The 11767-nt window shown below is 69.3% G+C and carries 13 protein-coding genes; 10 read left to right on the top strand and 3 right to left on the bottom strand.

Going from position 1 to position 11767, the window contains the following annotated elements:
* Nucleotides 1–96: 96 nt before the first annotated feature.
* From E0H92_RS15190 to E0H92_RS15175, 4 genes are read left to right on the top strand one after another with little or no spacing between them, the layout of a single operon-like run.
* Entirely contained in the window at nt 97–1221 is a 1125-nt protein-coding gene (locus E0H92_RS15190; protein WP_131496687.1) for a LolA family protein, read from the top strand.
* Between the two features lie 8 nt (nt 1222–1229).
* Nucleotides 1230–2165 carry an ABC transporter ATP-binding protein gene (locus E0H92_RS15185; protein WP_131293369.1) on the top strand — a complete coding sequence of 312 codons (936 nt, stop codon included), beginning with the start codon at nt 1230–1232 and terminating at the stop codon, nt 2163–2165.
* On the top strand, nt 2152–3030 hold the full coding sequence (locus E0H92_RS15180; protein ID WP_131468082.1) for an ABC transporter permease: 879 nt from the start codon (nt 2152–2154) through the stop codon (nt 3028–3030). Before E0H92_RS15185 ends, E0H92_RS15180 begins: the two co-directional genes overlap by 14 nt.
* Nucleotides 3031–3036: 6 nt before the next feature.
* Entirely contained in the window at nt 3037–3885 is an 849-nt protein-coding gene (locus E0H92_RS15175; protein WP_238173441.1) for a putative RNA methyltransferase, read from the top strand.
* A 108-nt stretch (nt 3886–3993) separates the two neighbouring features.
* Here E0H92_RS15175 and E0H92_RS15170 read toward each other — a convergent pair whose 3' ends face one another.
* Nucleotides 3994–4662: an FMN-dependent NADH-azoreductase gene (locus E0H92_RS15170; protein ID WP_131462140.1), complete on the bottom strand. Its 669-nt coding sequence runs from the start codon at nt 4660–4662 to the stop codon at nt 3994–3996.
* Between the two features lie 125 nt (nt 4663–4787).
* Here E0H92_RS15170 and E0H92_RS15165 point away from each other — a divergent pair, with 125 nt between their 5' ends.
* Nucleotides 4788–5336 carry a MarR family winged helix-turn-helix transcriptional regulator gene (locus E0H92_RS15165; protein ID WP_131496686.1) on the top strand — a complete coding sequence of 183 codons (549 nt, stop codon included), beginning with the start codon at nt 4788–4790 and terminating at the stop codon, nt 5334–5336.
* Here E0H92_RS15165 and E0H92_RS15160 read toward each other — a convergent pair.
* Together E0H92_RS15160 and E0H92_RS15155 are read right to left on the bottom strand one after the other, a co-directional pair.
* A complete protein-coding gene (locus E0H92_RS15160; protein WP_131462138.1) occupies nt 5333–5983 on the bottom strand; it encodes a response regulator transcription factor in 651 nt (216 codons plus the stop codon). The genes E0H92_RS15165 and E0H92_RS15160 overlap by 4 nt on opposite strands.
* 1 nt (nt 5984) lies before the next feature.
* On the bottom strand, nt 5985–7277 hold the full coding sequence (locus E0H92_RS15155; protein ID WP_238173440.1) for a sensor histidine kinase: 1293 nt from the start codon (nt 7275–7277) through the stop codon (nt 5985–5987).
* A gap of 378 nt (nt 7278–7655) precedes the next feature.
* Between E0H92_RS15155 and E0H92_RS15150 the strand changes: the two genes are divergently transcribed.
* Genes E0H92_RS15150 through E0H92_RS15130 form a run of 5 tightly spaced genes read left to right on the top strand, consistent with a single transcriptional unit; the run spans nt 7656 to nt 11762 of the window.
* Nucleotides 7656–8684, top strand: coding sequence for an ABC transporter substrate-binding protein (locus tag E0H92_RS15150; protein ID WP_131496684.1), 1029 nt, complete (start codon nt 7656–7658; stop codon nt 8682–8684).
* Between the two features lie 21 nt (nt 8685–8705).
* Nucleotides 8706–9491 (top strand): ABC transporter ATP-binding protein, encoded by a 786-nt coding sequence (locus E0H92_RS15145; protein WP_131496683.1) that lies wholly within the window; start codon nt 8706–8708, stop codon nt 9489–9491.
* Nucleotides 9488–10282, top strand: a complete 795-nt coding sequence (locus E0H92_RS15140) for an ABC transporter permease (protein WP_238152703.1) — start codon at nt 9488–9490, stop codon at nt 10280–10282. The genes E0H92_RS15145 and E0H92_RS15140 overlap by 4 nt, the downstream gene beginning before the upstream one ends.
* Nucleotides 10279–11367, top strand: a complete 1089-nt coding sequence (locus tag E0H92_RS15135) for an Ldh family oxidoreductase (protein WP_131293379.1) — start codon at nt 10279–10281, stop codon at nt 11365–11367. The genes E0H92_RS15140 and E0H92_RS15135 overlap by 4 nt, the downstream gene beginning before the upstream one ends.
* Nucleotides 11367–11762: a RidA family protein gene (locus E0H92_RS15130; RefSeq protein WP_131462134.1), complete on the top strand. Its 396-nt coding sequence runs from the start codon at nt 11367–11369 to the stop codon at nt 11760–11762. Before E0H92_RS15135 ends, E0H92_RS15130 begins: the two co-directional genes overlap by 1 nt.
* Nucleotides 11763–11767: the final 5 nt, after the last annotated feature.

Here is an 11767-nt window from a genome sequence, read left to right as displayed (position 1 = left end):
GGCGTACGACCACGGTCGTACGCCGCCCTCACTCTTTCGGGTGAACCTACCCTGAGTGGGCTTGGTTCCGGCCTGCGCCGGTGCGAGGCTGTACTCATGGGCGTAGCACAGCGCAGTCGACGGTGGTTGGTTCCGGTCACGGCAGTCGCGGTGGTGGCGGGGGTGGGGGCACTCGGACCGGTGGTCGCGGATGCCTCGCCGAAGCTCCCCGGGATCTCCGCGCAGGATCTGCTGGCCAAGGTGCAGACGGCGAAGGTCGACGGCCTGAGCGGCACGGTCCGCTCGGACGCGGACCTGGGTCTGCCGGTCATCCCCGGCGCGCCGGCCGGTAGCCAGCAGCTGACCGAGATGCTGAGCGGTCAGCACACCGCGCGGGTCGCATTCGCGACCCCGGACAAGGCCCGGGTCTCGGTGCTCGACGCCCAGGCCGAGCGGGTGTGGACCACCGACGGCAAGTCCGCGTGGGCGTACGACTCGTCCAGGCGCGAGGCCGTGAAGCTGACCGTCCCCGAGCACAAGGCGGCGAAGCCGGAGAAGGCAGTGCCGTCGTACGACCCGCAGGCGGTCGCCAAGCAGTTCCTCGACGCGATCGACCCGAGCACCAAGGTCGACGTCAGCGGCACCGAGAAGGTCGCCGGCCGGGACGCGTACAAGCTGCGCCTGATTCCGAAGACCGACAAGACCACCGTGGGTTCCGTGACGCTGGCGATCGACTCCAAGACCTGGGTCCCGCTGGACGTGACCGTGATGCCGCGGACCGGCAACGACCCGGCGCTCGAGGTGGGCTTCAGTTCGGTGTCGTTCGACGTACCGGCAGCGAGCACGTTCACCTTCACTCCGCCGAAGGGCGTGAAGGTCACGGACAAGAAGGTTCCGTCGCAGGAGCGGCCGCAGCGGATCGAGCCGAAGCAGGTCGAGCCGAAGCAGGTTGAGCCGAAACAGACCAAGCCGGGTACGGCGAAGGCCGACGGGCCGACCGTGATCGGTGAGGGCTGGGAGAGTGTCGCGATGATCCGCGGTGCGCAGACCGGCCAGCTGACCGGGAACGGGCCGCTCGCGCAGCTGCTCGCGAAGGCGCCGACCGTGTCGGGCACGTGGGGCAAGGGCAAGGTGCTGACCAGCAAGATGGTGAGCGCGCTGATCACCGACGACGGCCGGGTCTTCGTCGGCCTGGTCACCTCGGACACCCTGCAGGCCGCCGCGGCGAAGGCCCCCCGCTGAACAGCCAGATGACGAGCGCGCCGGTCGTCACCCACGGGCTGACCAAACGGTTCCACGGCGGACAGGTCGCGGTGGACGCGGTCGACCTGGAGGTGCCGGCCGGCAGTGTGTTCGGCTTCCTCGGCCCGAACGGGTCGGGGAAGACCACGACGATCCGGATGCTGCTCGGCCTGATCGCGCCGACGTCCGGTGCGGTCGAGCTGCTCGGCGAGCCGATGCCGAAGGCGCACCTGCGGGTGCTGCCCCGGGTCGGCGCGCTGGTCGAAGGGCCGGCGTTCTATCCGTTCTGGACCGGCCAGGCGAACCTGCTGCGGTTCGACGCCGCCGACCGCACCGCCGATCCGAAGACCCGGAAGGCGCGCGCCGGCGAGGCGCTCGAACGGGTCGGCCTGTCGAACGCCGCCGGTAAGAAGGTGCGCGCGTACTCGCTCGGTATGCGTCAGCGGCTCGCGATCGCGGTCGCGCTGATGCAGCGCCGGGAGCTGCTCGTGCTGGACGAGCCGACGAACGGCCTCGATCCGCAGGGCACCCGCGAGGTCCGGCACCTGATCAAGGAGCTGGCGAGTGACGGTACGACGGTGTTCACGTCGACCCATCTGCTCGCCGAGGTCGAGCAGGTCTGCACGCACGCTGCCGTGATGAGCCGCGGGAAGCTGCTCCGGCAGTCGACCGTGGAGGACCTGCGCGCCGAGCTCCGGCCGCGACTGGTCGTGCGGACACCGGATGCGGGGACGGCGGCCGAGACGTTACAAGGGTTGGGTGTGACGGATCTGAAGACGAGCGGTGACACCGTCGAGGGCGATCCGGGCGAGCTGCCGGTCGAGAAGTTCGCCGCCGCGCTGGTCGCCGCCGACGTCCGCATCCACGGCTTCGGCCTCGAACGCCCCAGCCTGGAAGACGCCTTCGTAGCACTCACCGGGGAGGGCTTCGATGTCGCCGAATGAAGCAACAGCAGAACCAACCGAGAACATGGTGGTTGCTGGGCGAGGGCCGGGCGCGGGGCGGCATACGTTGGCGTTGTTCTTGTCCGAGCTGCGGTTGGTGTTTGCGCGGGCTCGGACTCAGGTGGGGCTCGGGGTGCTGGCCGCCGTACCGCTGCTGATCGGGATCGCGGTCCGGATCGCCGGCGAGGACAGCGGCGCCGGAGGGTTCATCGGGCAGATCGCCGGCAACGGGCTGTTCCTGATCGTCGCCAGCCTCGGCCTCTCGCTGCCGTTCTTCCTCCCGACCGCGGTGACCGTGATCTCGGGGGAGTCGCTGGCCGGTGAGACCAGCCTCGGCACCCTGCGCAACCTGCTCACCGCACCCGCCGGCCGCTCGCGGCTCCTCGCCGCGAAGATGGTCGCACTCATCGTGTTCTGCTTCGCCGCGACGATGACGATCTGGCTCTCCGGCCTGATCGTCGGCTTCATCCTGTTCCCGGTCGGCGACGTCCTGCTGCTCTCCGGCTCGACCGTCTCGCTCGGCGAAGGCCTGCTCCGCGCACTCGGGATCGCCGTCGTGATCTCCCTGTCGCTGCTCGGTCTGGCCGGTATCGGCCTGTTCATCTCGTCACTGACCTCGACGCCGCTGGCGGCGATGGCCGCGACGTTCGGCACGTTCATCGTGCTCGGCATCCTGACCGCGATCCCGCAGCTGCACGCGATCCACCCGTGGCTGCTGATCTACCGCTGGCAGTCGTTCGCCGACCTGCTCCGCGACCCGCCGTACTGGCACGAGATAGGCCGCAACCTGCTCCTCCAGGGCGGCTACCTGGTCGTCTTCTACGCCGCCGCCTGGGCGAGGATCACCAGCCGCGACATAACCTAGTGACCCGTGACCAGCTCTCTGGATGGCGACCTCGTGGCCGTCCTGCGTTGTCCGGTGTGTGCTGACCGGCTGGCGCTGGACGACCGTACGGCGCGCTGCCCGCGCGGCCATGCCTACGACCTGGCCAAACAGGGCTACCTGAACTTGTTGCCTTCGGCGTCGAACGGGATCGAGGGCGATTCAGCCGCGATGGTCGGCGCCCGTACCGTGTTCCTCGGCACCGGCCACTACGGACCGATCCGGGACGCGCTGATCCTGCAGGCCGGGCTGGGCGAGGACGACCTGGTCGTCGAGGTCGGCGCCGGCACCGCCTACTACCTGTCCGGTGTCCTGGGCGTGTCTCCGCACCGCCGCGGGATCGCGCTGGATGTGTCGAAGTACGCCGCCCGTCGCGCGGCCCGGGTGGACCCGCGGATCGCGTCCGTGGTGTGCGACGCGTGGCGTGAGCTGCCGTTGATGGACGGCTCGGCGAGCGTGCTGCTGAACGTGTTCGCCCCGCGCAACGCCGCCGAGATGGCCCGTGTCCTGGCCCCGGGCGGCCGGCTGCTCGTGGTCACGCCGAATCAGCAGCACCTCGGCGAGCTGGTCGACGTACTGGGGATGGTCAGCGTCGACGAGCAGAAGGAACGCCGGCTGGAGGAGTCGCTCGCGGGGGAGTTCGAACGCGTCGGTACCGAGGTGGTCGAGGAGACGATGCGGCTCGACCGGTCGGCCGTGGAGCAGTTGGTGCTGATGACGCCGAGCGCCCGCCACCTGAACTACCGCGAGCTGCTGCAGCGGATCGCCGTACTGCCGGAGCCGGCGATCGTCACGCTGTCTGTAAACCTCTCGACCTGGCGGCGGCTCGGCGACTGACCGGACGCCCACCACTCACCAACCACTCGTCAGCCGAGCGAGGCACGCTCAACCTCGGGCGGTGCCGGGTGGCGAGTGACAGTTGGTGAGTGGTGGAGCTCCGGTCTGTCAGGCTGCCTTGCCGACGAGTTCGCGGGCGACGACGGTGCCGTGGGTCTCGGCCTCCACGTGTGCCTCGGACTCCGAGACCTTGGAAGCGTCGATCAGCTCCTCCATGCCCGGGGTGACCGGGGCCAGGGTGAGCTCGGCGGCGGCGGTCCTCAGCGTCATCCCGAAGACGTCGCCGAAGATGCGCTCGAGGTACGGAGTGGCGTGGTCCCAGCCGTGCTTGGGCGAACCCGGCCCGTAGCCGCCGCCACGGGCGAGGGCGAAGATCGCGGGCCGCCCGGCGAGCGGCCGCGAGCCGAACCCGAAGTCCCTCTCCATCAGCAGCAGGTCGATCCAGGTCTTCGCGTTCTGGGCGATGCCGTAGTTGTACAGCGGTACGGCGAGCAGGACCGCGTCGGCGTTCCGGATCTCGGCCGCGAGGTCGGCGGCGATGGCCTGAGCCTCCGCGAGCGGCATCCGGTCGGAGTCGGCGACCGGCTCCTGGCCCACCTGGGCCGCGGCGAGGGTCGGCCACACGGTCGCGGGCAGCGGGTGCTGACCGAGGTCACGCCGTACCACGACACCGTCCGGGTGCTCAGCCTTCCAGGCGGCTTCTGCGCTGTCCGCGAGGGCGCGGGACACCGAGCCGTCCAGCCGGATGCTGGCGTCGACGCGTAGCAGGGTGCTCATTCGTTGTGTCTCCATCGAGTTGAGGGGGCGTGCTCGTATTGAGCTGCTCCGAAGATAATCTGTGAAGCAGAACATATTCAAGTCAGATCGTATTCCGGGTGGCGTACACCACGTACGATGGGGACATGTCCAGTACTCCGCCCGACGTCGCGACCCGAGGCACGCGGGGGGTCGAGCCCGCGGTCGCCAGTGGCGCGCCGGTCGAGGCCGACCTCGGCTGGGCGCTGGGCGTCGTCTTCCGGCAGTACGCGAAGGCGGCCGCGGTGACGCTGGAGGGCGTGCCCGGTGGCCCGCGCGGCTACCAGGTGCTCGCGACGACGACGGCCGAGGGCCCGAAACGGCAGCTCGACCTGGCCGCTCAGCTCGGCGTCGACCGGACCGTGATGACCTACCTGCTGGACGACCTGGAGAAGGCAGGCCTGGTCCAGCGCCGGCCCGACCCGGCCGACCGCCGGGCGCGGCTGATCGCCCCGACCGACGAAGGCCGCGAGACCCTCTGTGACCTCGAGCGGCGGCTACGGGCCACCGAGGACCACATGCTCGGCATCCTCGACGAGTCCGAGCGAACCAGCTTCCGGATGCTCCTGCAGCGGCTGGCGATGAAGGCCAACGCCGTCGACCCGCTCCACAACGCCTGCACGCTGGCCGAGGCAGACGACCCCGCGCAGACCTAATGCAGCGGCACGAACCCTGACTCGTAGGCGCGGATCACCGCTTGCGTGCGGTCCCGGGCGTTCAGCTTGGCGAGCACGTTGGCGACGTGCGTCTTGACCGTCTGGAGACCAAGGATCAGCTCCGCGGCGATTTCCGCGTTCGACAGTCCGCGCGCCATCAGCCGGAGCACCTCCTGCTCGCGCTCGGTCAGCTGGTACCGGTCGAGTCCGCTCGCCGCCGGGGCTCCGACGTGGGCGAGGGCAAGGGCGCGGATCGCCTCCGGGAACAGCAAGGACTCGCTCTTCGCGACCGTCCGGATCGCCGCGATGATGTCGTCCGGCGGGGTCCGCTTGAGCAGGAACCCGGACGCTCCGGCCCGCAACGCGTCGTACACGTAGTCGTCGTTCTCGAACGTCGTCACGACCAGGACGCGCGGCGCCGGGTCGAGGCTGTCCAGCAGCAGCCGCGTCGCCTGGATCCCGTCCACCGCGGGCATCCGAACGTCCATCAGTACGACGTCCGCGCCGGTACGCCGTACCAGCGGAAGCACCTCCGCCCCGTCACCGGCCTCACCGACGACCGTGAGGTCCTCCTCGGCGTTGATGATGGCCCGCAACCCACTACGGATCAGCGGCTCGTCATCAACCACGACCACAGACAGGTTCATATCAACCCTTCGTCACGCTGACGGGTAACCGCACTGCCAGTTGCCATCCCGGGGCGTCCTGCCAGGTGACCGGGCCGGCGTCGACGGTTCCTCGCAGTACAGCGACTCTTTCACGGATCCCGGCCAGCCCGCGGCCGCCTCCGGAGTGATCGGACTTGCCGCTGACGGGGTTGGTCACGGCGAGCCGCAGGCCGGAGGCGTCGAGGCAGATCGACAGGTGCACGGCCAGTTCGCCGGCTGGGCGGCCGGCGTGCCGGATCGCGTTGGTCAGGCCTTCCTGGACGATCCGGTACGCCTCCCGGGACACCGCGGCCGGTAGTTGCTCGAGCGCACCGGAGCGTTCGACCTCGATCGTGATCCCGCCGGCCCGGGTGGCATCGACGAGCCGGTCCAGACCCCCGAGCGTGGCCTGCGGCGTGGTCCGGGACCCTGGTCGCCGGTCGTCGCGGAGCAGGCCGAGTACATGGTCGAGATCTGCCAGCGCCGCCCGGGCGGAGGTCTCCATGGCGGCCAGTGCGGTCTCGGCGAACTCCGGATCGCTGGCCAGGACGCGGCGGGCGGCCGCCGCCTGGATCGTGACCAGGCTCAACGCGTGCCCGACGCTGTCGTGCAGTTCGCGGGCGAGACGGTTGCGCTCGGCAAGGGTCGCGGTCTGCTGCTCGAGCAGCTCGATGCGCTCCGCCGCGGTCGGGCCGAGGACGCGGGGCGCCAGGTACGCCAGCAGCGCGCCGACGGCGGCCGACAGCAGGAAGAGCCCGGCGAGTCCGCCGATCGCCGCGGCCGGCATCCACAGGTCGGTCCAGTCGCCGTGGATGTCGTACGACCAGCCGGGGACGACGTCGCGCGCACCGGGGGAGCGGAACGGGGCGGCCAGCCAGATCGCGCCGAGACCGAACACGATCGTGCTGAGAATGCCGACGACCCCGCCGGCCAGCAGGTGCAGGCAGAACCACAGCGTCGTACGCCGTCGCTGGGCCCAGGTCCGCGCCGGACCGAGCGGCCGCTCCTCGAACCGCACCGCGAGCAGCGACTCGACCGCGATGCCCTCGACCTCGCGGACGGCGGGCAGCAGACCGAGCACGATCGGCGGCACCAGACCGAGCACGACCCAGATGGTGCCGGTGGCAACTTTCGGCAGGCCGAGACCGTTGACCACCGCGCCGAGCGCGCTGTCGACCAGGATGAACGCGAGGACCAGCGCCGCGCCGAGCAGCAGGTACACCCAGCGCAGGTACGTCGACGGACGCCACAGGCAACCGATCGCCTGCCACACCCGTCGGGTCACCTCGCGCACGTCCATATCCTGTCAAACCCGGGGGAGTGGCACCTCCCTCCCCGGAGTGAACGGAGGGAAACCCGTGATTCCGGCGGCCCGGCGTGGGCTGGGTCACCAACAAGTTGAGCTTTACGCAAATTTGACGGTGCGCGACCGAGTTCGGCCCTCGCGGGCGTCGCGATCTGCTGCTCCGGCAGGTACGGTCTGTGGTCGGGGCGGGTGCCCGTCTGGTTACAGGATGTATACCGGCAGGTATGGGGAACGGCTCCAGGACGGGTGACAGGTAGGCACTGCGAGGACGTGGCGGATGTTAAGTCACCGTGAAGACCCCGCGGAGAAATTGCTCACCCTTCTGTATTTGATGTTTGATCAAATATCGGGACGAGAGAGGTCGATATGAGGTTGAGGCGTTCCGTCATCGCCCTGATGGCGGTCCTGGGGCTCGCCCTGGTGAGTGCGTGCAACGGTGACGACAACAAGGACGGCGCGGCAGCCGGTGACGGACTGCAGAAGGTGAGCTACCTGACGTCGTTCAACACCTTCGGCCGGGAGGCGTACGCGTACGTCGCGCTGGAGAAGGGCTACTTCAAGGACGCCGGCTTCGACGTCAAGATCACGCCTGGTTCCGGCACCGTCGACGTGATGAAGTTGGTGGCCGGCGGTCAGGCCGACTACGGCATCGGCGACTTCACCGCCATCGCGATCACACTCGCCAAGCAGAAGCTCCCGGTCACCACCGTCGGCATGATCCACCAGCGCTCGATGGCCGGGATCATGTCCCTGGAGGGCCTGGGCATCAACGGTCCGAAGGACCTGCCCGGCAAGACGATCGGCGACCAGCCGGGGTCCACCAACACGGTGATGTTCCCGGTCTACGCCAAGGCGGTCGGGATCGACCCGAAGACCGTCACCTTCCTGCCGTCGCCGCCGCCGGGGCTGCCGGCCCTGCTGGCGTCCGGCAAGGTGCAGGGCATCGGCCAGTTCATGGTCGGCGAGCCGCTGATCGCGAACGCCGACAAGGAGAAGCACCGCAAGGTCATCACGCTGCCGTACGGCAAGGTGCTGCCGGACCTGTACGGGAACGCGATCATCACCCGGTCGGACCTCGCGAAGGACCACCCGGACCAGGTGAAGAAGTTCTCCAACGCCCTGCTCAAGGGTCTGCAGGACACCTACGCCGACCCGGCCGCGGCGGCCGCGACGCTGAAGAAGTACGTGCCCAACACGGATCTCGCGGTGGCCACCAAGGAACTCGAGATCATGAAGGAGTACATCAAGCCGGAGGACTTCAAGGGTCCGCTGGGCGAGGTCACGCAGGAGCGGGTGCAGAAGGTCATCTCGCTGCTCGAGGAGTCGCAGGCGATCGGCAAGGGCGCGATCAAGCCCGAGGACGTCGTGACGCTGAACCTGGCTCCGAAGAGCTGACGGTAGGAGTACAGGAACCGGATGATTCGCCTGGACGGCGTGGGGCAGGTCTTCGACGGACGCGAGGGCCAGGTGACCGCCCTGGAGAAGATCGACCTGCACGTCCGTGGCGGTGAGTTCGTCACGCTGATCGGCCGGTCCGGCTGTGGCAAGTCCACGCTGCTCCGGCTGATCGCGGGCCTGTTGCCTCCGACGTCCGGTGCGGTTCAGGTGGCGGGGAAACCCGTCACCGGACCGCGCCGGGACGTCTCGTTCATGTTCCAGCGGCCGGCGCTGCTGCCGTGGCGTTCGGTGCTCTCGAACGTGCTCCTGCCGGTCGAGATCGACAAGGGCGACCGGAACAAGGCGGAGTACAGGGAAAGGGCCCATCAGCTGCTCGAGCTGGTCGGGTTGCAGGGGTTCGAGCGGCGGCTGCCGCACGAGCTGTCCGGCGGTATGCAGCAGCGGGTCTCGCTGTGCCGGTCGCTGATCCGCGACCCGCAGGTGATGCTGATGGACGAGCCGTTCTCCGCGCTCGACGCACTGACCCGGACCGAGCTGTCCGAGGAGCTGCAGCGGATCAAGATGGAGCTGTCCACCACGATCGTGTTCGTCACGCACTCGATCGAGGAGGCCGTCGTCCTGGCCGACCGGGTGGTCGTGCTGACCCCGCGGCCGGGCCGGATGCGGGAGGTCGTGGACATCGACATCCCGCGGCCGCGCAGCCTCGGCCAGAACGCGCACCTCACCGAGGTCGCCGCGATCAGCGGCCGGCTGCACGCGCTGCTGTCCGAAAAAGAACCGGTCGACGAGGTGCGGCCGGGATGAGCCGACGGACGATGCCGAAGCGGACCTGGCTGACCGATTCCCCGGTCGCCGCCGTGCTCCTCCCGATCGTCGGCCTGGCGGTCGCGATCGGGTTGTGGTGGGGCGCGACGATCGCGTTCTCGATCGAGCCGTACCTGTTGCCGAGTCCGTGGGACGTGGTGGTCAAGTTCTTCGACCAGCCCGGCTACCTGCTGCAGGAGACCGGTACGTCGATGCTCGAGACGATCGAGGGCTTCGGTCTCGCGATCGTGATCGGCGTACCGATCGCGCTGGTGATCGTCCGCTCGGTGGTGCTGGAGCGGCTGGTGTACCCGCTGCTGCTGATGGTGAACTCGATCCCGAAGGTGGCGATCGCGCCGCTGCTGGTGATCTGGATGGGCTTCGGGCAGTGGCCGAAGGTCGTGATGGTGCTGCTGATGTGCTTCTTCCCGATCGTCATCTCGACGGCGCAGGGGATGAAGTCGACGCCGACCGAGCTGGTCGAGCTGATGCGGTCGCTGAACGCGAGCCGGGCGCAGGAGTTCTTCAAGCTCCGGCTGCGGTACGCGATGCCGCAGATCTTCACCGGGTTCAAGGTGGCGATCTCGCTGGCGGTGATCGGTTCGGTGATCTCCGAGTTCGTTGGCGCCACCAAGGGACTCGGGTACGTCATCCAGCAGTCCGGCGCGAGCGCCGACACCACACTGGCGTTCGCCGCGATCACCCTGCTGAGCGTGATGAGCATCGTCTTGTTCTACGCCCTGGTCCTGCTGGAGCACTGGCTCCTGCCCTGGGCCCAGGAGAAGCGATGACCGCACAAGCTTCTGATGCGGATCGGCGGGTGCTGGTTCGGCCCGAGTGGCTGGAGGCGACCGTGGCGGGGGTGTTCACGGCGCTCGGGTTCGAGTCCGCGGACGCGACCGAGATCGCGACCGCGCTCGTCGAGGCGGACCTGCGCGGCGTCAGCTCGCACGGCGTGATGCTGGTCCCGATGTACGTCGAACGCCTGAACGCCGGTGGAGTGACCCGGGAACGCGAGCTCGACGTCCTGTTCGACGCCGGTGCCGCGATGGTGGTGGACGCCCGCGGCGGGATGGGCCAGCTGTCCAGCCCGCAGGCGATGCGGCACGCGATCGAGCGCGCCGGCCGGTACGGGATCGGCATCGTCTCGGTGCGCAACGCCCACCACTTCGGCGCGGCCAGCCGCTGGGCGATGCAGGCCGGCCAGGCGGGGTGTATCGGTATCGCGATGTCCAACACCACGCCGCTGATGCCCGCCCCGGGCGGCGCGGAACGGCTGGTCGGCAACAACCCGCTCGCCATCGCGGTGCCGACCACGGCGGGCGTCGAGATCGTTCTGGACATGGCGTTGTCGGCTGTTGCCCTGGGCAAGATCCGGCTCGCGGCCTCGGCCGGGCGGCCGATCCCGGACACGTGGGCCACCGACCCCTCGGGGACGCCGACCACTGATCCGGACGAGGCGGTGCTCGGCATGCTGCTGCCGGCCGCGGGTCACAAGGGCTTCGGGCTGGCATTGATGATCGACGTGCTCACCGGCGTTCTGAGCGGTGGCGGGTGGGGCGACCAGGTACGCCCGCTGTACCGCGAGCCGGACCGGCCGAACGACTGCGCACACCTGTTCCTGGCGATCGACCCGGAGCTGATGGGCGGCGTGGAGGACTTCAAACGCCGCTCGTCGGGACTGGCCGCTCGCGTGCGGGGGAGTGCGACGGCGCCGGGCGTGAACCGGTTGTACCTGCCGGGGGAGATCGAGGCCGAGCGTGCGGCGCAGCAGCGGCGTAACGGCGTACGGATCGAGAGGTCGGGACTGGACGGGCTGCTGGCGGCCGCACGCGCGGTCGGCGCTGTCATCCCGTCGGGAGGGGTGTTGAGCTGATGCCGAAGACACAGGTGTCCACGGACGCGCTGCGGAGCCCGAACGGGGTGTTCTCGCAGGCGACCACGATCGAGGCGACCGGGCGGCTGGTGTTCGTGTCCGGCATGACCGCTCGCCGGCCGGACGGCGGCATCGCCGGCGTCGGTGACGTCCGGGAGCAGACCCGGCAGGTCTGCGAGAACGTGAAGTCGGCGGTCGAGGCGGCCGGCGGCACGCTCGCGGACGTCTGCCGGGTGGACGTGTACGTGCGCAACATGGAGGACTTCGCCAAGATCCACGAGATCCGCGCGCAGTACTTCACCGAGCCGCTCCCGGCCTCGACGATGGTCGAGGTCAGCAAGCTCGCGCACCCGGACTACCTGATCGAGATCAACGCGATCGCCGTGATCGCCTAGCCAGG

This window comes from Kribbella speibonae, assembly GCF_004331375.1.
Classification (GTDB): Bacteria; Actinomycetota; Actinomycetes; order Propionibacteriales; family Kribbellaceae; genus Kribbella; species Kribbella sindirgiensis.
Note: the sequence above shows the minus strand (reverse complement) of the source record. Positions and strands in the feature narration are given on the sequence as shown.